General features: G+C 62.4%; 21 protein-coding genes. 7 read left to right on the forward strand and 14 right to left on the reverse strand.

Annotation, left to right across the window (positions count from 1 at the left end; translation table 11 throughout):
• Nucleotides 1-28: 28 nt before the first annotated feature.
• The 12 genes from PQU94_RS14215 to PQU94_RS14270 form a co-directional block, all read right to left on the reverse strand.
• Nucleotides 29-2,929, reverse strand: a complete 2,901-nt coding sequence (locus PQU94_RS14215; protein ID WP_272742100.1) for a TonB-dependent receptor — start codon at nucleotides 2,927-2,929, stop codon at nucleotides 29-31.
• 77 nt (nucleotides 2,930-3,006) lie between these two features.
• Nucleotides 3,007-4,014, reverse strand: coding sequence for a LacI family DNA-binding transcriptional regulator (locus PQU94_RS14220; RefSeq protein WP_272742101.1), 1,008 nt, complete (start codon nucleotides 4,012-4,014; stop codon nucleotides 3,007-3,009).
• 143 nt (nucleotides 4,015-4,157) lie between these two features.
• The gene (locus PQU94_RS14225; RefSeq protein WP_272742102.1) at nucleotides 4,158-5,954 is read right to left on the reverse strand and encodes a histidine kinase famiy protein; all 1,797 of its coding nucleotides are present in this window, start codon (nucleotides 5,952-5,954) and stop codon (nucleotides 4,158-4,160) included.
• Between the two features lie 137 nt (nucleotides 5,955-6,091).
• Nucleotides 6,092-7,876 (reverse strand): hypothetical protein, encoded by a 1,785-nt coding sequence (locus PQU94_RS14230; protein ID WP_272742103.1) that lies wholly within the window; start codon nucleotides 7,874-7,876, stop codon nucleotides 6,092-6,094.
• Nucleotides 7,873-9,972 (reverse strand): DUF4175 family protein, encoded by a 2,100-nt coding sequence (locus tag PQU94_RS14235; protein WP_272742104.1) that lies wholly within the window; start codon nucleotides 9,970-9,972, stop codon nucleotides 7,873-7,875. The genes PQU94_RS14230 and PQU94_RS14235 overlap by 4 nt, the downstream gene beginning before the upstream one ends.
• On the reverse strand, nucleotides 9,969-11,102 hold the full coding sequence (locus PQU94_RS14240; RefSeq protein ID WP_272742105.1) for a BatA domain-containing protein: 1,134 nt from the start codon (nucleotides 11,100-11,102) through the stop codon (nucleotides 9,969-9,971). The genes PQU94_RS14235 and PQU94_RS14240 overlap by 4 nt, the downstream gene beginning before the upstream one ends.
• Nucleotides 11,102-12,061 (reverse strand): DUF58 domain-containing protein, encoded by a 960-nt coding sequence (locus PQU94_RS14245; RefSeq protein ID WP_272742106.1) that lies wholly within the window; start codon nucleotides 12,059-12,061, stop codon nucleotides 11,102-11,104. The genes PQU94_RS14240 and PQU94_RS14245 overlap by 1 nt, the downstream gene beginning before the upstream one ends.
• A 4-nt stretch (nucleotides 12,062-12,065) precedes the next feature.
• Nucleotides 12,066-13,049 (reverse strand): AAA family ATPase, encoded by a 984-nt coding sequence (locus tag PQU94_RS14250; RefSeq protein ID WP_272742107.1) that lies wholly within the window; start codon nucleotides 13,047-13,049, stop codon nucleotides 12,066-12,068.
• Nucleotides 13,050-13,097: 48 nt separating this feature from the next.
• Nucleotides 13,098-13,841, reverse strand: coding sequence for a DUF4159 domain-containing protein (locus PQU94_RS14255; protein WP_272742108.1), 744 nt, complete (start codon nucleotides 13,839-13,841; stop codon nucleotides 13,098-13,100).
• Between the two features lie 75 nt (nucleotides 13,842-13,916).
• Nucleotides 13,917-15,251 carry a TldD/PmbA family protein gene (locus tag PQU94_RS14260; protein ID WP_272742109.1) on the reverse strand — a complete coding sequence of 445 codons (1,335 nt, stop codon included), beginning with the start codon at nucleotides 15,249-15,251 and terminating at the stop codon, nucleotides 13,917-13,919.
• A gap of 24 nt (nucleotides 15,252-15,275) precedes the next feature.
• Nucleotides 15,276-16,910 carry a TldD/PmbA family protein gene (locus PQU94_RS14265; protein WP_272742110.1) on the reverse strand — a complete coding sequence of 545 codons (1,635 nt, stop codon included), beginning with the start codon at nucleotides 16,908-16,910 and terminating at the stop codon, nucleotides 15,276-15,278.
• A 213-nt stretch (nucleotides 16,911-17,123) separates the two neighbouring features.
• Nucleotides 17,124-17,801, reverse strand: a complete 678-nt coding sequence (locus PQU94_RS14270; RefSeq protein ID WP_272742111.1) for a peptidylprolyl isomerase — start codon at nucleotides 17,799-17,801, stop codon at nucleotides 17,124-17,126.
• A 130-nt stretch (nucleotides 17,802-17,931) separates the two neighbouring features.
• Between PQU94_RS14270 and PQU94_RS14275 the strand changes: the two genes are divergently transcribed.
• From PQU94_RS14275 to groL, 7 genes are all read left to right on the forward strand, one after another.
• Nucleotides 17,932-18,606 (forward strand): hypothetical protein, encoded by a 675-nt coding sequence (locus PQU94_RS14275; RefSeq protein WP_272742112.1) that lies wholly within the window; start codon nucleotides 17,932-17,934, stop codon nucleotides 18,604-18,606.
• Between the two features lie 148 nt (nucleotides 18,607-18,754).
• Nucleotides 18,755-19,243 (forward strand): hypothetical protein, encoded by a 489-nt coding sequence (locus PQU94_RS14280; protein WP_272742113.1) that lies wholly within the window; start codon nucleotides 18,755-18,757, stop codon nucleotides 19,241-19,243.
• 1 nt (nucleotide 19,244) lies between these two features.
• A complete protein-coding gene (locus PQU94_RS14285) occupies nucleotides 19,245-19,481 on the forward strand; it encodes a helix-turn-helix domain-containing protein (protein ID WP_272742114.1) in 237 nt (78 codons plus the stop codon).
• A gap of 60 nt (nucleotides 19,482-19,541) precedes the next feature.
• Complete coding sequence (locus tag PQU94_RS14290; protein WP_272742115.1) at nucleotides 19,542-20,495, forward strand: TraB/GumN family protein; 954 nt, start codon at nucleotides 19,542-19,544, stop codon at nucleotides 20,493-20,495.
• A gap of 52 nt (nucleotides 20,496-20,547) precedes the next feature.
• Entirely contained in the window at nucleotides 20,548-21,375 is an 828-nt protein-coding gene (locus PQU94_RS14295; RefSeq protein WP_272742116.1) for an endonuclease/exonuclease/phosphatase family protein, read from the forward strand.
• A 277-nt stretch (nucleotides 21,376-21,652) separates the two neighbouring features.
• Nucleotides 21,653-21,943 (forward strand): co-chaperone GroES, encoded by a 291-nt coding sequence (gene groES / locus PQU94_RS14300; RefSeq protein ID WP_013478704.1) that lies wholly within the window; start codon nucleotides 21,653-21,655, stop codon nucleotides 21,941-21,943.
• Nucleotides 21,944-21,995: 52 nt separating this feature from the next.
• The gene (gene groL / locus PQU94_RS14305; RefSeq protein ID WP_272742117.1) at nucleotides 21,996-23,639 is read left to right on the forward strand and encodes a chaperonin GroEL; all 1,644 of its coding nucleotides are present in this window, start codon (nucleotides 21,996-21,998) and stop codon (nucleotides 23,637-23,639) included.
• Nucleotides 23,640-23,772: 133 nt separating this feature from the next.
• Here the strand turns inward: groL and PQU94_RS14310 are convergent, their stop codons facing one another.
• Both PQU94_RS14310 and PQU94_RS14315 read right to left on the reverse strand, forming a co-directional pair.
• The gene (locus PQU94_RS14310) at nucleotides 23,773-24,321 is read right to left on the reverse strand and encodes a DUF3916 domain-containing protein (protein WP_272742118.1); all 549 of its coding nucleotides are present in this window, start codon (nucleotides 24,319-24,321) and stop codon (nucleotides 23,773-23,775) included.
• Between the two features lie 158 nt (nucleotides 24,322-24,479).
• Nucleotides 24,480-24,809, reverse strand: coding sequence for an endonuclease domain-containing protein (locus tag PQU94_RS14315; protein ID WP_272742119.1), 330 nt, complete (start codon nucleotides 24,807-24,809; stop codon nucleotides 24,480-24,482).
• Nucleotides 24,810-24,873: the final 64 nt, after the last annotated feature.

Here is a 24,873-nt window from a genome sequence, read left to right on the forward strand (position 1 = left end):
CGCGACGGAAACCACCGCGCCAGAAGCGTTACCACTTATAGGTCAGGCCGACCTGGAAGGAGCGCGACGGACCGATCTGGGCATTGGGGTCCGGGATCTTTTTGGCGCCCGTACCGTTGTCATAGCCACCGGTCCATTGCGAATAGGCGCGGTTCCACGTGTCGAACAGGTTATAGACCTGCGCGTCGGCGGTGACCGTCTGACCGTTCCACAGCTTGAAGTCCTTGGAGACGCGCAGATCGACCTGCTTGAAGGTCTTGCCCGGCCAGAAGTACCCTTCCTGAATCTGAAGCGCTGGAGCGGTATCGAGCACACGGCCATAGGGCGTACCCGAAGCCAGCGTCACAATGGCCGAGACGCGGGTGTCCCACGGCCCCGACAGGATGCCCGAACCGACGAAGCGCCACTTATCGACGCCTTCCGCCTTGTGCCAGCCGGTGGCCGACGGGCTGGCATAGTCGAAGATGAACGGGTCGTTATGACCGGTCATTTCGGCGTCAGTCAGGGTCAGGGTGGTGCTGAAGCCGTATTTTGACGCCGGCGTCCACGGCTTCTCGGCGGTGAGATACAGGGCCTTGTAACGCGCCTGACGCTCATTGGTCGAGATAATCAGGCTGCCATAGCCCGGCAGGCCATTACCCCACGGCTGGCAGGCATATTGCGGGCCGTACTGACACCAGCTGCCGTCCGGCAGACGGTTACCAAGCACCCAGTTAAACAGGTTCTGATACTTGATGTAGGACAAGGTGGCCGAGGTCGAAATCTCGCCGAAACGCTTGCGGACACCCAGATTGAACTGATCCGAATAGGGCACCTTGGCGTCGTTGTTCAGCGCGAACACTTCGCCCTTCAGGCCCAAAGACTTGGCGAGCGCCACCAGAGCCGTCGGATTGCCGAAATAACTGGCATTCCAGTTCGCTGTGTTAGCCTGCCCTGCAACCTGCGGGAAATAGATGGTGGCCACGTGTATCTGGGCACGACGGGTTTCCAGTTGCGCCGTATCGTAGATAGTCCGGTCATAATAGCGACCATAGCCGCCGAAGATGACCAGATCACGGTCAGCATTTACATCATATGCAAAGCCGATACGCGGCTGGATAGCGCCCTTGAAGCCCTTGCGGTTCGACCCCGTTGAAATGAAGTCATTAGGGTTGAACGCCTTGTTGAAGCCCGCCGTGTTGCGCATGACCGTCGCAATATCGGCAGGCGTCGTATATTCGTTGTTGAGCATGTTGGACTCGTAGTCCCAACGCACGCCCAGATTGAAGGTCCAGTGATCGTCAAAGGTCCAGTCGTCCTGAATATAGGCCCCGAACTGCATATTGTTAGACGTGATCCGCGGATCACCGTCGGCGATTTTCACGGCTACGGGCGTATTGGTTCCGCCATAAACGTAGGTCGCCGCATCATAAAAATATTCAGGGTTCCGACTACGATCGTTTTCTTCAGCCGTGTACTTATAGTTGGCCAGCTTGAAGCCACCCTTGATCACGTGTGTGCCGTACCATTCGATACCGGTCAGGGTCAGGTCATTGCGCAGGGTAACGCTTTCCTGCGCCTTGACCTGTGAATAGGGCGTACCGCCGAAGAAGGCGAGTTGGTTATTGATATTTTGCCCATTGATCAGCGTGATAGCCGGGTTGGTGGACAGCGGTGCCTGACGCCATTGCGCATCCTGATAATTCAGTTGCATGTCATTGAGCAGATTGCCCGCCCGGTGACGCCATTTGACACCAACGGCCTTGATTTCCTGATTGAGGGTTGAACCGCGCTCATAGGCCGTCAGACCGCCGAAGTTGCGAACATCGTCTTCCTTACGGTTGGTGACCGTCAGATCAACCGTATTGTTGTCATCGGCAAACCAGGTCAGCTTACCGAACACCATATCCTGTTGGAAGTTCTTGGCATAGCTGCCGTTATAGGCATTAGACAGAGCCGTAACGAGGGTCGGGTTCAGGGTATTCAAGCTGCCATTGTTGCGCATATCCACCGAATCCGACGGGCGCGCGTCCTTGCGGCCTTCGTAGGACATGTAGAAGTGCAGCTTGTTCTTGATGATCGGGCCGCCGATGTCGAAGCCGTATTCCTTGTTTTCGAAATCCTGTTTGGGGCCGGTGTCATAATAGTTCTGACCGATCATGCTCTTGGTCTGGAGCGTGCCGAACACCGTGCCGTGGAATTCGGTGCCGCCGGTCTTGGTGACGGCGGTGATGATGGCGGAACCCGCCTGTTCATATTCCGCCTTGAAGTTCTGGGTCGAAACCTTGAACTCCTGCACGGCCAGTTGCGGGAACGGGTTGCCGCGCGAGGCGTCCTGACCCGTCACTCCGCCTTGCAGCACCTGATTCTTCTGGCTCATACCGTCGATGAAGACGTTGACCTGGTTGGCGTTGACCGCACCGGCCTGAAAGGTTTTGCGCTCCGGGTCGGTGGACACCGCAACGCCGGGGGCCAGAGCCGCGAAGTTGAGGAAGTTGCGACCGTTCTGCGGCAGGTTTTCGATCTGGGCGCGCGAAATGGAGGTGGAGACTTCCGACTGACGCGGATTGTTGCGGCGCGAGGCGACGACGGTGACTTCCTGCACCGGCGCTTCAGCAGCGGCGAGGTCGGCATCGACTTCGATCGTCTGACCGACGGGCAGCACGGCCTGTTCGGTGCGCGTCGTGCCGTCCGGCGCGCGGAAGGTCACAGTATAGGTGCCCGGACGCAGACCAACGATCACATAGCGGCCATCGGCACGCACCGTAGCGGTCGCCTTGGCACCCGTATTGGCATCGGTCGCGGTGACCACCGTCCCCGCCGGAGCCGCCGAGACGCGGCCCTGAAGCGTGGCATCGGATTCCGCGGCAAAGACCGGGGCCGCCATCACGAGGGCGGCCGCCAGAGCGACGCCCGAAACCCCGAGGCTCAGACCTCGTGCACGAGACATATGAAGCATATCCTGTTCTCCCAAAGGACTGTTTTATTTGTATAAAACGCGATACTTACAGCGTTTGCAGAAACGCTTTAACGGCGGCGGCTGGACGCTCGCACCACCAGTTCAGGCCGCACGATCAGGCTGGCGGCCGAGGTCGAGGCCTCGGCAGAGCCCCGTTCGATCAACACGGACAAAAGTTCGAGGCTGCGCCGCCCTATATCGAAGACGCCGGCGCGCAGGGTGGAGATGGGCGGCGAGGCGTAGCGCGTCACCGGAATGTCGTCGAAACCGATGATGGCGATGTCGTCCGGAATCGACACGCCCGCCTCACGCAGGCCCAGGGTCGCCCCCAGCGCCATCATGTCATTGGCGGCAAACAGGCCGTCGGGCATCTGTTCCTGCGCCAGAAGGGTCTGCACGGCCGCATAACCCGCCGCGTCGGTGAAGTCGCCAGGCAGCACTTGCGGCGACAGATCGGCCTCTTTCAGCCCATCGAGATAGCCGCGCAGACGGTCCTGCGCCTCCAGATTGCTCTCAGGGCCCGCAATGTGCGCGATGCGGCGGCAGCTCTGTTCACGCAGGTGGCGCACGGCCTCCAGCGCGCCGGAATAGTTGTCAACGACAAGGCTCGGCAGGTCGGCCTGACCGCCCACCCCGCCCATCATGACCAGCGGCAGGTTGAACGGCAGCTTGCCGGACAGGTCGTCGGCATCGGCATAGGGGGCCATGACCAGCAGGCCATCGACGCGACCGGCCATGGCGCGCGCCGCCTTGACGGCCTCCTTTACGTCGCCGTGCGACCCGGACACCAGAATGTGCAGACCGCTGGCGCGTGCGGCAACGTCAATACCGCGAATGATCTCCGAGAAGAACTCGCCATAAATATCGGGCAGGATGACGCCGATGGTATTGGTGCGGCTCATGGCCAGAGCCCGCGCCGCGCCATGCGGCACGTATTTCAGCTTGCCGGCAGCCTCCAGTACGCGCTCACGCACCTCTTCGGTGACGTTGTCGAGGCCGTTGATGGCGCGCGATGCCGACGCGATGGACACCCCCGCCGCCTTGGCCACGTCATTGAGCGTTACGCCTGCTGCCATAAGAACCGAAACCCTGTTGCCTGTTATGTAAGCGCTTACATCGCCGTTTTGCGTTCTGTAAGCGCTTACAACAGCGCTGTCAATTCATCATGTAAGCGCTTACAGACAATGCGACATTCGGGCCACACTCCGAAAAGAGCCGGTCAGGCTCCGTGATCATCCTTGCGGTTCAGCACACCGCGCACCCGCGTGGACAGTTCGTCGGGCATGTAGGGTTTGTAGATGGTTTCAAACTCACGCGCATTGGTGTGGCCGTGCACATCGTCGGCAAAGCCCGTGGTAATCAGGATCGGCAGGTCGGAAAACAGTTGCCGCGCCTCCTTGGCGAGGGCGACGCCGTTCATCTTGCCCGGCATGACAATGTCGGTGAACAGAAGGTCCACCCCGTCCGGCCCTTTGAGATAGTCGAGCGCCGCCGAAGCGTTTTCACGCGCCACGACCTCATAGCCATCGGCCTCCAGTATCGCGCAGGCCAGTTCGCGCACCTCGCGATTGTCTTCAACCAGCAGGACTCGCTCGCCCTTACCCCGCGTCTGAGAGGTGCGTTCAGGCGCCGGGGCCTTGTCGTCGGCCCCCTGTACCATAGGGAAATAGAGGTGGACCGTCGTGCCCTGACCCGGCGTGCTCTCGACCTCAAAACCGCCGTCGGATTGTTTGACGAAACCATAGACCTGGGCCAGCCCCAGCCCCGTCCCCTTGCCCACCTCCTTGGTGGTAAAAAAGGGCTCGGTGATGCGGCTCAGCACTTCCGGCGGCATCCCTTCGCCGGTGTCACTGACCGACAGTTCGACCTGTTCGCCCTCCGGCCCGCTGCGGTTGGCGGTGCGAATCGTCACCCGCCCGCCTTCCGGCATGGCGTCGCGCGCATTGGCGAGAATATTGATCAGCGCCATTTCAAGCTGCACGGTGTCGATGCGGGCATTGGCCAGATCAGGGTCGAGATCAAGCTCTATCTCGATAAAGCTGCCCAGGGTGCGCGACAAAAGGTCGTTGAGGTCAGACACCACGCGGTTGAGATTGACGATGCGCGCCTCCAGCGGTTGCTTGCGCGAAAAGGCCAGCAATTGCTGCGTCAGGACGCGCGCCTTCTGAGCCGCCTGCATCACCGCCTCGTGGTAGCGATTGAGCTTGTCCGGCTGCTCGGTAACGGTGCGCGCCATCTGAAGATTGCCGATGATCACCTGGAGCAGGTTGTTGAAATCGTGGGCAATACCGCCGGTGAGCTGACCGATGGCCTCCATCTTCTGCGCCCGGCGCAGCGCCATCTCGGCCTCCCGCCGCCGCGTGACATCCAACTGCGAGCCGAAGAAATAGAGCAGCTTGCCGTCGCGGTCGAAGATCGGACTGACAAAGAGGGCGTTCCAGAAGGCCGTGCCGTCTTTGCGGAAGTTCTGGATTTCCACCGCAATATCGGTGCGGTCGCGGATGGCACGGCTGAGGTTGGCGATCATTTGGGGATCGGTCCCCTCGCCCTGCAGGAAGCGACAGTTGCGCCCCAGGACCTCTTCCATCTGATAGCCCGTGGTGTTGAGGAAGGCCTGATTGGCAAAGACAATGGGGTTGTCGGGCCGGTTGGGATCGGTGACGATCATCGGCATCCGCGTCATTTCGATCGCGGCAAAAAACAGGTCGTGACGGTCGTTCGACTCCACAACGCCGTGGCGCGCCGCCAGACGTTCCGGCGAGTCCGAAATGCCGCCTGAGGTGTCGCGCACATCGGTGCGGACCAGCTTTTGCAAGACATAGGTCTGCGCGTTTTCAAGGCTTTGCAGGGCCATGTCGGTGATGCGAAGGCTTTGCAGGTCGTCCTTATGCCGCATCTGCATCAGTTGCACGCTGCCCTTGGCGGCACCGAACATATTGTTCAGATCGTGCAGGGTCTGCCGGTCATCGGCTGACGGGGTAGAGGCTTGTGTCTTGGGTGTTTGATCGTCCGACATATATCCATCCGCCGGAGGTTCAACTGTCCGGGCGCACTACTCACATTGAGCCTTGGTTCTGCCGCTATGGAGATAAGGATAAAATATGAGTCGATGGCTCTGATATGCAGATCAGGGCTGCGGACCGCTTTTACGTGTCAGCTTTTTGTTGGTCGCGCCTTTTTTCCGAAAAGGGATACTCCCTTTATCGGATTGCGCTCCACCCACCACAGGACCGCGCTGACCAGCAACCAGCCGAGGAACCACGGCCCGGCGGTGCCGCGACGGCCCTCTCCCTTTGTCTCTGTCGGTCGCGCGTCATCAGCCACCAGAGCCTGAGTGGATTCGCGCGCCTCCAGCGCCTGTACGCCCGGCAAGGCCTTGTCCGACAGGACGTAAAAAGGCACGGCCTGCACCGTATCCGAGGTCGTCACGCGCAGCACATGCCAGCCGGCCTGCGCAGGCCACACGGCCGCGCAACGCGCCTCCCCCGTGGCCGTATCTACGACGGGGTGGCTGACACCGCCCTGCGGGTCGAGCACCTCGGCCGCACCGCTCAGGCCGCACAGGCTGACGCGCTGATGCACTCGGCCTGCGGTGACGGTCGGCAGGGCGGCATTTGAACGGCGAACCAGAGTTGAAAAGAGGCCACTCCACAAGGCCTGATGCCGACCGCCCTCACCGCTAAGGGTCAGGGCGAAACTGTCGGTTACGCTCCACAGGCCCACCCGCCCACGCCCTTCGGCCCGCCACAGGCCCAGAGGCTGCCCGCTGCTGTCCACGGCCAGAGGCACCGCATCGGCGCTGTCGAGGCGCAGGTTGAGTCGCGTCACGGTGGGAGCCTTGTCCTTGCTGCCCGCCGCTACAGGCAGGGAGACCGTCACCGGATCACCGGTGCCGCTGAGCCGCAGGCCAAGCGCGGCCCACTGGGCGCTCGTCGCTTCCGACGGCAGGGCTGTGGGCCGCAGCAACAGGCCCATACCGCCGCGCACAGCGCTGACCACGGCGGCGCGGCCACTGTCGCCCAAACCTTCCCAGCCACGTTCATCTATGACCAGCAGGTCGGCCTGGCTCAGCGTGGCGGCCGTCAGGGGCTGCGGCGCATCGCCCGCCGCTACACCGCCGCCCAGAGCGAATTGCGCCTGCATGTCGATACCGGCATCGGCGGCCCAGCGGCGCAGATATTTGATCTCCGGCCCCGGCGCGCCGCCAATCACCCGCACCCGCGCCGTCAGCGCCTCATCGACCCACACCGGCGCTTCGGCGGTTTCCACCACGGCTTTTGTGAAATCGCGCACCCGCACAGTGAAAGACACCGGCCCTGCCGCCTTGGCCGTGCCCGTGAGGACGGCCAGACCGCTGGCATCCGGTGTCTGGGTATCGACCACCGCGCCCGCCGGATCGAGCAGCTCGACCATGCCCCCCTTCATCCCATTGACCGTCACGCCGATCTGAAACGCGCCACCGGGGGCCACCCGCTCCGGCGTATCGAGCCGCACCACGCCGCGCGGCAGGGCTGACGGCACAAAACGCAGGGCTCGCCCTTCGACCGCCGCGCGGTCGCGTGGCGTCAGGCCGTCGCCCACCACGGTCAGGCGCGTCGCTTCGGGGTGGAGACGCAACGCCGTGGCCAGATCGGGCACGCGCTCAGCCCCCGGCACATTGGCTTCCGGCAGGGCGACGACGCGGTCGCCCGCCTGCGCATCGACCGCCTGCGCCCCGCGCGTGGCAACGATCAGCGTGCCGGGGGCGGCGGCCAGACGCGGCGGGAACAGGATCAGATACAGCAACAGCGCCGACACCGGCGTCAGGGCCAGAAGGATCACAAGCCGCGGCAGGGAGCGTTCGGCCGCCTCGGCCTTTCGCCACCACAGACCCAGCCGTGCCGTGGATAAAACCACGGCGGCCAGAAGCATAAGAGCCACGATCACAGACGGGGTCATCTCGGTCGCTCCAGGGCATCCAGATAGCGGCCACCGGACGCCGTCACCGCCGGGCGGCGCACGACACCCGCAGGCGGGCGGGTCAGGACGCGCCATAACTGCCCCCGCAGCGTCTGACGGCACGAGGTACAGCCGGGATCGGCGCGCACCGCCTCGACCGCCGCCAGCAGCGACAGCGGGTCGCTAACCCGGCCTTCATTGGCGCGCAGCCAGCCATCGAGCGCCGCCAGTGGCATATCCCTTTTCGCCCCCGGTGTCTCGGCCAGTGCCGTCCAGAGGGCCACGACGGGGGCATCCGGTGACGGGGCCGCCGTCACCGCGAAGGGCACGGGCGCAATGCCCTCACGCTTGCCCGTCATGCGGCGGTTGTTGTCGATGGGCGGTAATTCCGGCCCGACGCGCGACAGGAAGATGCGCGTCGCCTGCTGCACCTCCTTGATATAGCCCAACGCCTTGTAGGCGTGCGGCAGCGCGGTTTGCGGGTTCCCCTGTCGCAAATGCAGTTCCGACTGCCACATCTCATCCAGCGCCTTTTTCAGCGTGGCGCGCGTTTCCGGATCGAGCAGGGTCGCGGCTTCGGGCTCATCGTGCGTGTGGCCGTACTCCGCCGTCACATTGCCGCCGTCACCAAACACGGGTGCGGCATTGCCCTTTGACTCGCCATGATCATGACCGTCCCCGGCGCTGTGCTCATCGCCGTGCGTCCCCTCCTGACCCGGCGGGGCTTCGCGTTCGCCCTCGGCCTCTTCGCCCAGAAACTGCCCATAACGCAGGCGCAGCAGACGCTGATCGACGGCTATGGAGTCCGAGCGGCTGAGGAAGGTATCGGGTTTGAGGCGCGGCTTCTCCTTCAGCAGGGCTTCGATGTCGATAATGATCTGCCTCTGGCTGCGGAAATAGGCCGGCAGGGTTTTACGCGCCAGGGCCTCCAGCCCCGTGCTTTCGGCCCCCAGATCGGACGGCCAGCGCAGGATCAGGCTGGGGGAGCGCACCTCCTGCGGTGAGGGGGTGCGATTGTCGTGCACGGTCAACTGCACGATCAGGTCGTCGCCCACGGCAAAACCGAGTGAGTTGAGGTCCAGCCGCGTGGCAAAGCGCTTATCGGCTGCGCCGCCAGTGCCGCTCAAGGTCATCGTCCGTTCACGGAAGGTGATGTTTTCGCCCTGCCCCTGCGCCTGAATGATGCGCAGTTCGGCGGTGGGCGCGACGCCGTAATCGTCACTGGCGCCAAAGACCAGCGGCCACTGGGTCTGACCCGGCGTGACCAGAGTCAGGGCGCGGTCAGGAAGGACGGCCTCGACCTTTGGCGGCGCATCCGGCGTGACTTCCAGCCGATGCAACGGTTGCGCCGGCAGGCCGTCGGCGGCGAGGCGATAGAGGCGCGAGCGGTCGGCGCTCAGGGTAGCGGTCCATCCGTTGCCGTCGCGGCGCAGGGCCACGCTCTGACCATCATGGAAGACCAGCCGCTCATTGGCGGCGTCCGGCGCAAAACGCAGCCGCCAAGTCAGCCGGGTGTTTTGCGGCACTTTGAGATCGAGGGTCGTTTCGCGGTGTGCCGCCTGCCGCGTATAGGCGGGCGGGGTGACGGCGACCTCGGCGGAGATCAGTTTGGGCGCGCCCGCTTCAGCGCGTCTGAGCGCAACCGGCGTCACGCGAATTTGCGGCCACCAGACAAACGCCGCCGTCAGGGCCGCTATCCCCAACCCTGCCGCCACTGCAAAGCTGACCGGCTTCCAGCGCCACGGGGGTGTCAGCACCGCCGGAGACGGCAGGCGCTCGATCAGGCGTTGCCGTTGCAGGATCTGCAAGGGGTTGAGGTTTTCGGCGCGCGCAAACAACAGATCGGCACTGTCTTCCATCTCGGCACGGTGAGCATTGAGCGCCGCAATCACCCAGGCGCGGTCAAAGCGCCGCAATCGCCACAAAGCCAGCCCGAAGGCCACGAACAGGCCGAGGCACAGGGCCATCAAAAGCCCCGCCTTTGCGCCCACGGCCCAACCCGCAAAGGCCATAGCGACGATCAGCGGCAGGGCCGTCAGCCCGTCGTTCAACAGGCTGCGCAAACGCGCCGGGCCGGTAAAGCGCTGAGTCGTCATGGCGCGGCCCTCCGGCGGGCGGCGGTGGCCAGCAGGCGCTCAACCCCGAACAAGACCGCCACCAGCAGGGCCAGCCACGGCGTCAGTTCCTCAGACGGGCGGGTGAAAATAGAGCGCCCCACGACCGGGATCAAATCGCGCGCCTCGACACGCGCCGGTGATGGGTTCGGACTGAGAACGGCAGCCAGTTGATCCGGAAAGGTCGGCTCCAGCAATTCCGTAAAAACCGCCGGACCGAGGGGCCGCGTCAGGCGCAGCCACTGCCCCCGCCCCTCGCCCTGGGCCTCCATCAAAGGTGCGCCGGTGGCATCGCGCCACGCGACGCGGCGCTGCGGTGACGCAGGCCAGACCGTTTGCGCCCCCAACAGGACCGTTCCACCGGAATGCACCCGCGCCCTGACGGCAGACGGGACGTTACCGCTGCCCAGCCACACCAAAACCCGATCCTTTGGCGGCAGGGCGGCATCCGCCCCGGCGGCTTCGAACGGAGTCTGCCAGGCGGCAGAGACGGCGCGGAACCACCGCACATCGGCGGCGCGGTCCGGCGCATAGCGCAGGCTGAGAACGGGCAGTTTCGTCGTCATGGACTGAGCGGCGGGCATGGCCCCGGCCACGATGCGCCAATCGACCGTGCGGCTGAGGATCGGGCGCTCAGCATCCACCCCTTGAAGGGTTTGCGGCACCACGACGGTCAGCTTTACCCCTTGCGGCAATTGCGCATCGAGCTGCCGCAGACGACTGCTCACCTCGCCCACTGCTCCCGGCGTGTCGCTTAAGCGTGGAAAACCCGCCGTCAGCCAATGCGCCTCGGCGTCTTCCCTTGCCGCCTGCTGCGCCGCCTTTGGATCAGCCCCCGGTACCACAGTCACATAGGGCTTGTCGCTGAGCGGTGCCGTGAGGACCGGCCGCGCCAGCAGCAGGCCCAGCACGGCGATCAGCAGCAGCCGCACCCACAGCAGCGGCCATTCGCTGAACCGGATACGCTGGCGCGGTTTGGGGCGCGGATCGAGCCAGCGCAGGGCGGCGAAGACCACCGGACGCAGCTCGTCGCGCCGCATCAGGTGGATGACCAGCGGCACGACCACGGCCAGCAGGGCCGCCAGACCTAACGGGAACAGGAGGGCGGGCATCAGGCCGTCTCCTTTCCTGATGGCTTTTGGCCAAAGAGTCGCCACAGCGGCGCATCCACCGGCTCATCCAGCCAGTAGGGCGTGTGCCGCACCCCCGCCGCGAACAGCCGCGCCTCAAAGGCCTGACGGGCGGCGGCAAAGCGCTTGAGGAAATCAGTGCGCAGGGCCTTGCCGTCACCCAGCACCTCGGCCCCGCCTTCGGGATCATCGAAACGATAGCCGCCCTGAAACGGAAAATCGCGCTCCTCGGCCGTCAGGGTCTGCACCATCAGCACGTCGCGCCCGGCCGCCGACAGGCGCGTCATCAGCTCAGTGCAGCCCTCGTCAAAGCCGTCGCTGAACACCATGACCATGTCCTGCGCGCGGATGCGACCCCACACCGGCGACAACTGCGCCAGTGACGGAAACCCGCCCTCGGTCTTCAATTTGAACAACTCCAGCCGCAGACGGTCGCGCGCCTTAAGCCCCGCCGCGGCCTCGACCACCGCCACGCCGCGATCGCTGAGGGTGATCAGGCCGAAGGCGTCCCCCTGACGCAGGGCCAGTTCGCCGACGCAGGCCGCCATGGCCTTGGCGGCCTCAAGGCGGCTCCAACCGGGCTTGAGGGCTTTTTGAGTGGTCGCATTTCCGGGCGAAAAACCGGTACCTACTTTTTCTGGAAATGCTCCGTCGGATTGCCCCATCGAGGCCGACAGATCGAGCACGGTCCACACCCTGAGCGGGCTTTCACGCTCGGATTCACGCACGAAAAACTTGTCCGAGCGCGCATAGAGCTTCCAGTCGATCTGACGCAGTTCGTCGCCCGGCTCATAGGCACGGTACTGCGCAAACTCCAGCCCTGCGCCGCGTGAACGCGACGCGTGCAGCCCGATCCCCGACGCCCCGGACGCGCGGCGCGCGAACAGGCGCAGGCCTTTCAGCCTGTGGCGCACCTCAGGAGGGATCGGGTCGTACACCATGCGTTCAGAGCTTTACGGCGCTCAGAATAGCGGCCACGACCGTATCGGGGGCCACGCCCTCGGCCTCAGCGGCAAACGACATCAGCAGGCGGTGGCGCATGACGGGGGCCGCCAGCGCCATCACGTCGTCGCGCGTCGCCGCCAGTCGCCCCTGCAACAGGGCGCGCGCCTTGGCCGCCAGCACCAGAGATTGCCCGGCGCGCGGCCCCGCCCCCCATTTGATATAGGTGTTGACGGCCTGCGGGGCGGCCTCACCCGGCCGCGTGGCGCGCACCAGCCGCGTGATCCAGCGCAGCAGGTCTTCGCCCACATGCACATCACGCACCAGCTTTTGCAGCACCAGCACGTCCTCGGCCCCCATCACCTTGGGCACGGCCCCGCCGCCCGCACCCGTCGTCTGGCGCAGGATATCGTGTTCTTCGGATTCCGTGGGGTAATCGACGCGGATATGCAGTAGAAAGCGGTCGAGTTGCGCTTCGGGCAGCGGATAGGTCCCGGCCTGCTCCAGCGGGTTCTGCGTCGCCAGCACGAAAAAGGGCGACGGCAGGGTGTGCGTCACCCCGGCGTAGGACACGGTGCGCTCCTGCATGGCCTCCAGCAGGGCGGCCTGCGTCTTGGGCGGCGTGCGGTTCAGTTCGTCGGCCAGCAGCAGGTGGGTAAAAACCGGCCCCGGCTGGAAACGGAAATGGCGGTGGCCGGTCCCGTGATCCTCTTCCAGAAGCTCGGTCCCCAGAATATCGCTGGGCATCAGGTCGGGAGTGAACTGCACGCGGCGGAATTGCAGCTCCAGCGCCTGCCCTAGGGAGCGCACCAGCAGCGTCTTGCCCAGCCCCGGCACACCCTCCAGCAGGCAATGCCCGCCGGCCAGGAGCCCGATCAGCAGTTGCTCGACCACATCGGCCTGACCGACAATGGCCTGAGCGATGGCCTGACGCAGGTGGCCGAGGCGGGCCAGCCTTTCCCTGATCTCGGTTTCACTGATCGACATATCATAATCCCCATAATCCGGCCCCGGAGGCGAAGGCCGTCTGATGTCTCAACTCGACAAAGCGTAGATGACAATATTGACGCCGAATTTGGTATTGTCTTCGGCCAGAAAGCGCTTGTTGCGCCAGTCGTAATCCCACTCGCAGCCATAGTCCTTGTTGGAATAGAGGACGCCCAGACGGCCATTGATCTCTATGCCCTTCAGATAGTCGTGAACCAGATCGTCGCCCCAGCCGTTCAACTCAAACGAGGTATTGGGCGGGCCGTCGAACTGGAAAAAGCTCTTATAAATGGCGTGCGTATTGGGTAGTTTTTTCAGCGCCTGTGGACCGAAGATCGTCGCCATCTGCCGCTCGAACGACTTGGCGAACAGGCCGTCAATGTCGTGATTGCAGTCATCGACAAAGACAAACCCGCCATTTCTGACATAGGTCTCGAAATTGCGCCGCTCTGCCGGGCTGAAATCGACCAGCTTGTGCCCGGCCATGTAGCAGAAGGGTGCGCTGAGCATCTTCGGATCGGACAGGTCGATCACGTGCTCCTTCGGATCAACGCGCAGGGTCGTGTAGTCGATCAGGGAGGTGATCAGATTGGCCGGCATCCGCTGATCGACGTCCCAGTCACCGGAGGCGTATTTCAGGCGCGTGAACCAGAAATCATAGCTGGCCGCCCGCGCCGGACGTACCAGCGCCGCCGCCAGCCCCCCGGCAAGCAGAGACAGAAACGCTGCACGATTCAGCCCCCTCTCCCTTGAGGGAGAGGGCTGGGGTGAGGGGGGAGTCACAGACGGCATACCGAGTCTTTTGACCTCCCCCTCACCCGGCGCGTTGCGCCACCCTCTCCCTCAAGGGAGAGGGGATGTTTGCAACTACACCGCATCCGACAAGGACGTGAAGGTAAAGTCACGCAGCTTCATCGGCGGGATCATCATCACGAACGGCGATTCATCGTCGCCGACACGTACCGGCTTGCCCAGCTCTTCGATATTGTTGAGCATGATGACCGGCGACTCGTTAAAGCGGAAGTTCTTGATCGGATACTTGATCTGGCCGTTTTCGATATAGAAGGTGCCGTCGCGCGTCAGACCCGTCAGCAGCACGGTTTGCGGATCGACCATGCGGATATACCAGGTGCGGGTGACCAAAATCCCTTTTTGCGTAGAACGCACGAGGTCCATGGTCGATTTCGAGCCACCTTCCATGATCAGGTTGCCGGGCGAGGCGTCGGCGGTCTTGCCCTGCTTTTGCGCCCAGTAGCGGGAATATTGCAGGCTGGCCACCTTGCCCTTTTCGATGATGGGCAGGCGCTTGCGCGGCAGACCTTCGCCGTCCCATGGCAGTACGGCGGCGTCCGGGTGCGACGGGTCGGCATAGACGGTGACGCGCGGGTCATAGACCTGTTCCCCCAGCTTGTTGCCGCCGCCCTTTTTCGACAGGAAGCTGCGGCCTTCGTCGGCCGAGCGCGCGTCAAAATAGTTCATCATGAACGAGATCAGGCCCGCCGAGGCCGCCGGTTCCAGAATGACCGTATATTTGCCGGGCTCCAGCGCCTTGGCGTCGGCGGAGTCGGCGGCCTTCTTCATGGCGATCTGGATTTCTGTGTCCGGCTTGAAGTCGGCGACGTTCTGAAGGTTGCGCGCCACCCAGCCCGAACCGCGACCATCTTCGGTGCGCACCGTGCAGGTATAGTCCACCGAGGTGGCCTTCTGATACCCGAAATTGCCGTTGGAATTGGCAAAGGCCGAGAAGCCCTGACCGTCCGACAGGAAGCCCGCCGCGATCAGCTTGGCCTGCTTGCACGGGGTGATCGACTTGGCGGCCACCTCAGCGCGCTGCGCCGGCGTGATGGCGGCGGTCGCTTCGCTGAAGGTGTTGGTCGGCGTGTAGGTCTGCTTGCCCACGGCCGGCATGAATTCCGGGTTTTCCGGCGCCAGTTTGGCCAGGTCTTCGGCCCGGCGCACCACGCGCTCCAGAGAGGCGTCGTCAAAGGCGTTGATGGTGGCGATGCCGACGCGCTTGCCGAAGGCCACCTGAACCCCCAGCTCGGTATTGGTCACGACGCCGCTGGTCGAGACATTGTTCAGCGCAAAGCGGATATTGCCGTTGATAGCCCCCGACAGGGTGGCGGTGCATTCGTCGGCCTTCGACAGCTTGATAACCTTGTCGAGAATGGCCTTGGCTTCGGCTTCGGTAAGGATGCCCATATCTGTAATCTCCCAATCGGCCGATTAACCGAGCGAACGCGCGGTGTTGATGACATTGATGCCGTTGAAACGGCTGGTGGAGGAGCCGTGCGACACCGCCGACACCTGACCCGGCTGCCCCTTGCCGTCGAAGAAGGAGCCGCCCAGACGATAGTCGCTTTCGTCGCAGACCGCTGAACAAGCGTTCCAGAATTCCGGCGTGCGGATCTGATAGGCCACGTCCTCGATCATCTGGGTGATCTTGCCGTTCTTGATCTCATAGAAGAGCTGTCCGCCGAACTGCGCATTGTAGCGCTGCTGGTCGATCGAGAAGGAGCCATCGCCCACAATGTAGATGCCGTTTTCGACGCCCTTGATCATGTCGGCGACGCTGAGCTTCTTTTTACCCGGCTCCAGCGAGATATTGGCCATACGCTGGAACTGCACCGACGACCACGAGTCGGCGTAGCAGCAGCCGTCTGACTCCGTCTTGCCCAGAATATGGGCCTGATCGCGGATGGCCTGATAATCGACCAGCTTACCGTCGCGGATGATGTCCCACTTCTTCGTCTTGACGCCTTCGTCGTCGTAACCGACGAAGCCCAGTGAGCCGAACTGCGTCTTGTCGGCAACGATATTGACGTTTTCCGAGCCGTACTGGAACTTCGCTTCGCGCTTGTCCAGCGTGGCGAACGAAGTGCCGGCGTAATTGGCTTCGTAGCCCAGAACGCGGTCAAGCTCGGTCGGGTGCCCCACCGATTCGTGGATGGTCAGCCACAGGTGGCTGGGGTCGAGCACCAGATCGTACTTGCCCGGCTTGACCGAAGGGGCCTTCAGCTTTTCGCGCGCGTGTTTGGCGGCGGCGATGGCGTCTTCCTTCATATCATAGCTGAGGCCATAGCCGGTGACGCCCGCCGGATCGGTGAACTTGTGTTTGGCTTCGCCATCCAGATATTCATAGCCCAGACCCATCGGTGCCGACAGGCCATCGCGCGTGCGGAACTTGCCCGATTGCTTGTCAATGGCGGTGACCGTCATCGGCACCCAAATGCGGTGCACGTCCTGATCAATGTAGGAGCCGTCGGTCGAGGCAAAATACTTCTGCTCGTTGACGAGGAACATCATCGAATTGACATAGTCGGCCCCGGCCTTCAGCGCGGCGGTATTGACGTCGATCAGGCGGTCGGCCTTTTCCTTGATCGGCACGTCCATGCTGTTTTTCTTGATCGGCGTCTTCCACGACACCTCACCAACGCCCTTGACGGGGGCCAGCTTGACCGGAACGGTCTGGATCTTTGCATTGGCCTTGGCGATGGCGACGGCCTGTTTGGCGGCCTTCGCCACGGCGTCGGTGGTCAGGTCGTTGGTCGCCGCAAAGCCCCAGGCGCCGTCGGCGATGACGCGGATACCGGCACCCAGCGACTCGGTATTGACCACGTTCTCGACGCGGTCTTCGCGCGTGATGACGAACTGACGCAGATAGCGCCCGACGCGCACGTCGCAATAGCTGGCGCCGGAGGCCGTCGCGGCGTTCAGCCCGGCATCGGCCAGAGTCTTCTTCACCTTGACGTCGATCGTCTCCTGAAGCGCTTCGGCGGCGACGGCCCGCCCGTAAAGCGACGGCACGAGCAGGGTGCCCGCCGTCAGGCCGGTCATGGCCAGAAAGTCGCGTCTGTGCACGGCGTATCTCCTTAAAAGATGTCCGGAATGAAAGGATGCTCCGGAACGCCACGCATCGCGCCCGCCCCGTTACGGCTGAGACGATCACCCCGTCAAAAAAGCGTCAAGTTGCTTTTTGTTAATAAAGGCGGATTGGAGATATTTTATACAGATTTTTAGTCTTCATCCCCTTTGCGTAGAGGAAGGCTCAAAAAACGGCGAGGACGCCGCCGCCTAATTCAGCCGCTTAGCCGAGAGCACCTTCACCGGATTTTCGAGATTCTGCCCATCCCAGCCGCCCTCGATCTTCTTTTTGGTGATCTTGCCGTTGAGGATTTTCTTCACCACGTCCATGCCCGACACCACCTTGCCGAAGGCGGCATAGCCCTGATTGTCGCCTTCCGGATCACGCCCGGCGTCCATATAGGTCATGTCGCCGACGGAGATGGTGAACTGATTGCTGGCCGTGCCCACCGCATAGCGCGCCGTGGACAGCGTACCGTCGGTGTGAGACAGGCCGGTCTGCGAGGTCGGTTCGTGCGGGATCGGCTGATAGCGATGCCCCGCCGCCTCGACCTGAATGAAGCCGCCCTTGCCCGACTTCATGGCGCGCCAGAACTGGGCGTCGGTCATCTTGCCGGAATCGACATATTGCAAAAAGTTGGCGGTCGAAATGGGCGCGTGCTTACCATCGAGCTCCACCACAATATCGCCCTTGGTCGTCTGGATCAGTACGCGCACGCTGTCCGGTGGCACAGGCAGGTCACGATAGAGCGGCTTGGGCTTGGCAGGCACGGGCCTGGCAGCCTCGGCGTTTTCAGCCGGTTTCTGTTGGGAGGGAAAACAGCCTTGCAGGAGCGTCGCCCCCATTAGTGCCGCCATACCGATCATCCATTGCCGCCGCTGCGTCATACTGTGCTCCCTGTATGGCGGTAAAACTATCGGAAAGCGGGCGGGCTTGGCAACCGGGTTCACCCTCACGATTCCGCTTTACGTTCAGGCAATCAGTGGTAACGCTTATACTAACAAAGAGGAGCGCGCCATGATCCAGGGCCCAAGGCTCGATAACCTGCTACCGCCCCTGACGGCGGAGGATGTCGCCGGGATGGATGACGAGCTGACGCGGCTGCGACGGCTGATGGAACGTGGAGAATCGGCCGGGCTGGCGGGGGGACCGATCCTGCTGTGGTGGGGCAGTGTGCTGGGGATCGGCCATCTGTGCCTGAGTCTGGCCTATGCCGGACTTCTGCCGGCCCTGCCCTATGGCCTCTTTTATTTTACCGCAGGACTGATCGGCACAGTGGTCATCGCCCTGCGCGTGCGCAAACACAGCCTGTTGTCCAACTGGCGAACCGAGGCGGTCTCAGCGGCATGGCTGTTCGCCGCCGCCGGTATCTTCGTCTATTCGATCGGCAATGTCCTCGCCAACAGCTACAATCCTGTGTCAAACATGGCCTTTCTGGCGATCGTGTTTGCCCTGATCAGCGCCGTGACCGGAGCGGCGTGCCGCCGCGACTGGATGATTGTGCCCTCGGTTGGGTGGCTGGCTATGGCGGCCCTGAGCTTTATGTTTGGCGATAATGGCGCCTTGCGGACACTGGTTTTTGCCGTGGCCTCCGTGGTGCTGATGGTCGTGCCAGGCTGGGCCCTGACCGATCTGGCGCGTCAGGCCCGGCAGGTCAAACAGGCATTGGGCCTGCGGCTCACCGGCTCTTGACATTAATTCTGCTTTAAATTTATATACCCCCGGGATTAATTTTTCGGGGGCATGTCGTTATGTCTTCATTCAGATTGCTGATCGGCCTGATGCTGTGGTTGATTACGCAGGCCGGGGCGAAGCTGCAAACCGATATGGAGAGCTTCGTATGAAGGCCCTTTTTCTTAAAATCATGATCGGCCTGCCGATGGGGATCATGGCTCTGCTGATGATCGTTCAGTCGCCGAAACTGTGGGCGCATACCGGCCATCGGCCCGACGTTTTCGGTCTGGCGCTGTTGCAGGGCGGCTTACCACTGTTGCCATATGGCTTCTTCGCGATTGCCCTGTGGTTCGCCGCCGACACGATCGCCCGTTTTCGTCCGCATACACCGCGGGAGCCGGTCCTGTGCAAAGGGCTAGGCCGCAGCGGGGCGGGGTTGATGCTTGGCGGTCTGGCTATAGGTCTGAACGCCACACCTTGGGTATGGGGCGAGGTCTATAACAATACCGGTCGGCAGCCCGGCGTCACGAATGACGTCCTGCTGACCCTGACTTTTGTGGCTCTGGGCCTCATCTTGCTTGGCCTAAGCCAGCGCATCCGCGCGCTTCAGACGGCGCGCGAGGCCCTGTCGGCGGAACTGGAGCAGTACGTCTGATATGCCGGTCAATGTAACGCTTGATGTGATGCTGGCCCGGCGCAAGATGCGCGCCAAGGATTTGGCCGCACAGGTCGGCATCTCGGAAACCCAGATGTCGCTTCTGCGCACCGGAAAGGTGAAGGGGATGCGTTTCGATACCCTGTCGAAAATCTGCTTTTTGCTGGACTGTCAGCCCGCCGATATCATGGAATATCTTCCCGACCCAGCGGATCTGTCCCTTAAGGCCGGCGACTGAGCCCTGCCCCATTCCGGTCACGTCCGTGCGGCCTGTATAGGGGTGACAAGGAGCCTCACCATGTTCAAACCCGTCCTGTTCGCTGTGCTGGTCCTGAGCGCGCCCATGGCCTTTGCACAGGAAACACTCCGCGAAGGTTCCACCGTCAGGGACGGCGAAGCGTGGGTCACCGACGTGGTGGTGACCGCGCGCCTGCCCGGTCCGGCCCTGTGGCGGGTGCGCAAGGGCGATAGTGAGGTCTATGTGCTGGGGGCCATGCCGGTGATGACCAAGCGTATTCCGTGGGATTCGAAGCGCGTCGAGCGCGTTATCGGCCTGTCGAATGTACTGCTCACCGCGCCCGAAGCCAAAGGCGGGCTGATCGGCGGCGCGCGACTGCTGATGGATCGCCGCCTGCCGCTGGGCAAAACGCTGGATGAAGTCTTGCGGCCCGATCTGTCGAAGCGCTTTTATGCGCTGGCCGACACCTACGGTCTGGACCGCCAAAAGTACAAAAAACTGTCGCCCATCTGGGCCGCAGCCACACTGCGCGAAGACGTCTATGACAAGGCGGGGATAGCCACGCGCGACCCGGAAAAGACGCTGCTTCGGTTTGCCAAGGCGCAGAAGCTGAAGACCAGACCGTCGGGCAGCTTCTCCGTGGCCAAGACTCTGGGGCGCATCGACGATTTCAGCGCGCAACAGGAGGCGTATTGCGTCGCCGCCACGCTGGATGAGATCGACTTTGCGGTCAAAAACGCCCGCGCCGCCACCAAGGCCTGGGCCATTGGCGACCTTAAGGCCGTGCAGCGTTTGTCACCGGATTCGGCGCTACTGGCCTGCCTCGAAGGCGCACCGTCCACCAAGGCCATGCTGGGGCAGTCCGTCGAACAGACGGTTCGAGCGATCAACAAGGCGCTGGAAACACCGGGCAAGTCGATAATGGTTCTGCCCTTGTCGGCGCTGCTCACCCCCGGCGGAGCGTTGCAGCAACTGGAACAGCAGGGCGCGACCGTAACCACACCCGCGCTTTGACGTCATATGAATGTCATTGGACCCCGCGCATCCCACGCCCTAAACTGACCCCATGAAGCTGCTACCCCTCCTCGCCGCCGCCCTGCTTATCGCCTCACCGGTTTCTGCCGAGACCCTGCGCCTGATGAGCTACAATATCCGCTACGCCAATCCGCAGGACGTGCCGCCCTGGCCGGAGCGCGGCCCGCGCATGGCGGCGCAGATCGCCTTTGTTCAGCCCGACGTGCTGGGCCTACAGGAGGCCCTGCTGCCGATGGTCGATGACCTGTCGCAGGCCCTTGAAGACTATGACCATTACGGGGTCGGTCGCGATGACGGCGCCAAGGCCGGCGAAAGCACAACCGTTTTCTGGCACCGCAGCCGCTTTGAAAAAGTCTCAGCCGTGACGCAGTGGTGCGGTCAGACGCCCGATACGCCATCGAAGGACGCCGATGCCGCCCTGCCGCGCACCTTCACCCGTCTGATCCTCAAGGACAAACGCAGTGGTCAGGTCTTTGATGTGCGCAATGCCCATTTCGACCATGTCGGTGTCAAGGCGCGCGAAAACTGTGCGGCGCAGATTCTGAGCCTGCCGACTGTGCCGGGCGCGCATCTGATCGTGCTGGGCGACTTTAACAGCGGCCTCACCAGCGCGCCCTATAAGCGCTTCACCGCCGACACCAGCCCGCTGAAAGATACCCGCGTCGCCAGCCTGCGCCGCTTCGGCCCGACGGGCACCTTCAACGACTTTGATATCCGTCAGACCGATGGCGACGCCATCGACCACATCTTTGTCGAACGCGCTCTGACTGTGACCCGTTTTGCCACCCTAACCGACAGCTTTTCGGGCAAGGTCATTTCCGACCACTTCCCCATCGTGGCCGATATCGAGCTGAAATAGGTATAGGTAACCACAGGTGACACAGATTTCACAGATGGGCGCTTCGCGCCTGTGAGGTGGCAACCGAAGCGCTTTCGGCCTAAGTCCCTTAATCTGCGCCGTCTGTGAAAACTGTGGTTTGACCCACTCATTTCACCTCAAGCCCGGCGAAAAAATTTCACACGAATTCGCTGCGGCACTTCTTGACTCTCTCCGGTACCGACCCTAACTCAGGGGCGCGTTAGCACTCGGACATACTGAGTGCTAACATTCATCTGAATAACATCGGAGACATCATATGAGCTTTCGTCCGCTGGGCGACCGCGTTCTCGTGAAGCGCGTTGAAGAAGAAGCCAAGACCAAGGGCGGGATCATCATCCCTGATACGGCCAAGGAAAAGCCGCAAGAAGGCGAAGTCGTCGCTGTCGGGCCGGGCGCCCGCAACGAAAAGGGCGAGCAAGTCGCTCTGGACGTGAAGGTCGGCGACCGCGTGCTGTTTGGCAAGTGGGGCGGCACCGAGGTCAAGCTGAACGGCGAAGACCTGCTGATCCTCAAAGAATCCGACATCCTGGGTGTGGTTGAGCGTTAATCCGCTCTGTCCCTCCCTATCCCGATAATACGCAACCAAAGGAACACCCGAAATGGCTGCTAAAGACGTACTGTTTTCCTCGGACGCGCGCGACAAGATCCTGCGCGGCGTCAATGTCCTCGCCAATGCCGTGAAGGTCACGCTTGGCCCCAAGGGCCGCAATGTCATCCTTGAAAAGTCGTTCGGCGCGCCGCGCTCGACCAAGGACGGCGTCTCGGTCGCCAAGGAAATCGAACTGGCCGATAAGTTCGAAAACCTAGGCGCGCAACTGATCCGTGAAGTTGCCTCCAAGACCAACGACAAGGCCGGTGACGGCACCACGACCGCCACGGTTCTGGCTCAGGCCATCGCCGTCGAAGGTCTGAAGTCGGTGTCTTCGGGCCGCAACCCGATGGACCTGAAGCGCGGTATCGACAAGGCCGTGGCCGTTGCCATCGCCGAAATCAAGGCTTCGTCCAAGCCCGTCACCTCGAACTCGGAAATCGCTCAGGTCGGCACCATCTCGGCCAACGGCGACACCGAAGTCGGTCAGATGATCGCTGACGCCATGGCCAAGGTCGGCAACGAAGGCGTGATCACCGTCGAAGAAGCCAAGACCGCCGAAACCGAGCTGGACGTCGTCGAAGGCATGCAATTCGACCGCGGCTACCTGTCGCCCTACTTCGTCACCAACCCGGACAAGATGGAAGCGGTCCTCGAAGACCCGTACATCCTGATCTTCGACAAGAAGATCTCGACCCTGCAACCCATCCTGCCGATCCTCGAAGCCGTGGTTCAGTCGGGCCGCCCGCTGCTGATCATCGCCGAAGACGTCGAAGGCGAGGCTCTGGCCACGCTCGTCGTCAACCGCCTGCGTGGTGGCCTGCGCGTCGCCGCCGTCAAGGCTCCGGGCTTCGGCGACCGCCGCAAGGCCATGCTGGAAGACATCGCCATCCTGACCGCCGGTCAGGTGATCTCCGAAGACATCGGCATCAAGCTTGAGACCGTGACCCTCGACATGCTGGGCCGCGCCAAGAAGGTGACGATCACCAAGGAAACCACCACCGTGGTCGATGGCGTCGGTGAAAAGGCGGAAATCGAAGGCCGCGTGGCTCAGATCAAGCAACAGATCGAAGAAACCACCTCGGACTACGACAAGGAAAAGCTGCAAGAGCGTCTGGCCAAGCTGGCCGGCGGCGTCGCGGTCATCCGCGTCGGCGGCTCGACCGAAGTCGAAGTGAAGGAAAAGAAGGACCGCGTCGATGACGCCCTGAACGCGACCCGCGCGGCCGTGGACGAAGGTATCGTTCCGGGCGGTGGTACGGCTCTGCTGAAGGCGTCGAAGAAGCTGGCCGACCTGACCGGCGACAATGACGATCAGACCGCCGGTATCGCCATCGTGCGCAAGGCTCTGCAGGCTCCGATCCGTCAGATCTCGGAAAACGCAGGCGTCGAAGGCTCGATCGTCGTCGGCAAGGTGCTGGAATCGAACGAAGCCAACTTCGGCTTCAACGCTCAGACCGAAAAGTACGTGGACCTGGTCGCCGATGGCGTCATCGACCCGGCCAAGGTTGTGCGTACCGCTCTGCAAGACGCCGCTTCGGTGTCGGGCCTCTTGATCACGACGGAAGCCGCCGTGGTCGAAGCCCCGAAGAAGGAAGCGGCCCCGGCTATGCCCGGCGGCGGCATGGGCGGCATGGGCGGTATGGACTTCTAATTTGGGTCACGTCCCGATCCTGCGGATCGGGACGTGGACAAAGGTCCATAGCGAGAAAATTTTTCTCGAAGCGGTTCTTCGAAAAATTTTCGAGTCTTATGTGGAAAGAGCGGGTCGTGAGACCCGCTCTTTTTTACATCACTTCGCTGTAAATCCAGACCTGTTGACGATTTTCATACGGCGGATCAAAGTCATCGTCGCGCCAGTAGGTGCTGTAGCCTTGCTCCCTAAAGCCTGCTTTTACTTTCAGACCGTAAGACTTCATCAGACTGCGCGAGGTCGGTATGGGCACCCATAGATCATTCACATCCGAACGGATTGCGAAAGCCGCCCAATAATCCTGATCGAAAAACACATCGACGCTACTGCGAAACAGGTCTGGATAAGAGATTATGGCCGTTACCCGTGCATGACGGAGGTGTTCAGGTTTGCTGGATTGCATCTTTGCCGCTGCGCGCAGGATAAGCTCTATATAACGACGCTGGGTATGCAGCGAGGATCGAGGCGGATTGATCAGCCCGCTCCAAACAGGCGTTTTCCAGTTATTAAATCCCCGTCCACGCGGTGTTGCCTCTGGCCATTCATCGGCAAGCGTTTGCGACCACACCTTCGTGTTTCGCATTATTGTCTTGGTTCGACGCTGACGGCGATACAGAAAGTCGGAAATGTATCGTTTGGTCATAACCGTCTTCCACGTTCTACTATGTTGAAATACCTATCTTATACCTCCCCAGCTCTGCTGGGGAGGGGGACCGCACGAGCCGCCGAAGGCGGTGAGATGAGGTGGTGGGGGTTCTTATATCTTTGAAAAGCGCGCCGCTCGCTCCAAAGCCAGCAGCCTCACCCCATCCGCGACGCCGTCAGCATCCCGGCACAAATCAGCGGCGGCCACGCGGCAAACCTCAAGGCCCTGCAAGTGTAACCACGCATCGCGCGCCGCGTCTTTTTCGCGCGGTCATCCAGACTGCGCAAGGTGCCGTCCACTTCCACAGCCAGCCGTGCCTTGAAGCTATAAAAATCAAGGATATACGGACCTATCGCAAACTGGCGCTTAAAGATGAGACCATCGGTGCGGTGATTCAAGTGTTCCCACAGCAACCATTCCGGAGTGGTCAGAGCCTTGCGCATCTGCCGCGCCGACGCAGTCTTGCGCTTAACGGCGTCGTTCATTCTATCCCCCTCAAGATACCCCACCACCACATCTCACCACTTCGTGGCTCGTGCGGTCCCCCTC

The organism is Asticcacaulis currens, from assembly GCF_028550395.1.
GTDB lineage: Bacteria > Pseudomonadota > Alphaproteobacteria > Caulobacterales > Caulobacteraceae > Asticcacaulis > Asticcacaulis currens.

Coding starts and splice junctions, on each gene's coding strand:
- groL (WP_272742117.1), top strand. CDS start 21,996: ATGGCTGCTAAAGACGTACTGTTTTCCTCGGACGCGCGCGACAAGATC.
- PQU94_RS14220 (WP_272742101.1), bottom strand. CDS start 4,014: ATGGCAGCAGGCGTAACGCTCAATGACGTGGCCAAGGCGGCGGGGGTG.
- PQU94_RS14245 (WP_272742106.1), bottom strand. CDS start 12,061: ATGGTGTACGACCCGATCCCTCCTGAGGTGCGCCACAGGCTGAAAGGC.
- PQU94_RS14275 (WP_272742112.1), top strand. CDS start 17,932: ATGATCCAGGGCCCAAGGCTCGATAACCTGCTACCGCCCCTGACGGCG.
- PQU94_RS14290 (WP_272742115.1), top strand. CDS start 19,542: ATGTTCAAACCCGTCCTGTTCGCTGTGCTGGTCCTGAGCGCGCCCATG.
- PQU94_RS14280 (WP_272742113.1), top strand. CDS start 18,755: ATGAAGGCCCTTTTTCTTAAAATCATGATCGGCCTGCCGATGGGGATC.
- PQU94_RS14260 (WP_272742109.1), bottom strand. CDS start 15,251: ATGGGCATCCTTACCGAAGCCGAAGCCAAGGCCATTCTCGACAAGGTT.
- PQU94_RS14255 (WP_272742108.1), bottom strand. CDS start 13,841: ATGCCGTCTGTGACTCCCCCCTCACCCCAGCCCTCTCCCTCAAGGGAG.
- PQU94_RS14250 (WP_272742107.1), bottom strand. CDS start 13,049: ATGTCGATCAGTGAAACCGAGATCAGGGAAAGGCTGGCCCGCCTCGGC.
- PQU94_RS14230 (WP_272742103.1), bottom strand. CDS start 7,876: ATGACCCCGTCTGTGATCGTGGCTCTTATGCTTCTGGCCGCCGTGGTT.
- PQU94_RS14225 (WP_272742102.1), bottom strand. CDS start 5,954: ATGTCGGACGATCAAACACCCAAGACACAAGCCTCTACCCCGTCAGCC.
- PQU94_RS14240 (WP_272742105.1), bottom strand. CDS start 11,102: ATGCCCGCCCTCCTGTTCCCGTTAGGTCTGGCGGCCCTGCTGGCCGTG.
- PQU94_RS14235 (WP_272742104.1), bottom strand. CDS start 9,972: ATGACGACTCAGCGCTTTACCGGCCCGGCGCGTTTGCGCAGCCTGTTG.
- PQU94_RS14315 (WP_272742119.1), bottom strand. CDS start 24,809: ATGAACGACGCCGTTAAGCGCAAGACTGCGTCGGCGCGGCAGATGCGC.
- PQU94_RS14270 (WP_272742111.1), bottom strand. CDS start 17,801: ATGACGCAGCGGCGGCAATGGATGATCGGTATGGCGGCACTAATGGGG.
- PQU94_RS14285 (WP_272742114.1), top strand. CDS start 19,245: ATGCCGGTCAATGTAACGCTTGATGTGATGCTGGCCCGGCGCAAGATG.
- PQU94_RS14295 (WP_272742116.1), top strand. CDS start 20,548: ATGAAGCTGCTACCCCTCCTCGCCGCCGCCCTGCTTATCGCCTCACCG.
- PQU94_RS14310 (WP_272742118.1), bottom strand. CDS start 24,321: ATGACCAAACGATACATTTCCGACTTTCTGTATCGCCGTCAGCGTCGA.
- PQU94_RS14215 (WP_272742100.1), bottom strand. CDS start 2,929: ATGTCTCGTGCACGAGGTCTGAGCCTCGGGGTTTCGGGCGTCGCTCTG.
- groES (WP_013478704.1), top strand. CDS start 21,653: ATGAGCTTTCGTCCGCTGGGCGACCGCGTTCTCGTGAAGCGCGTTGAA.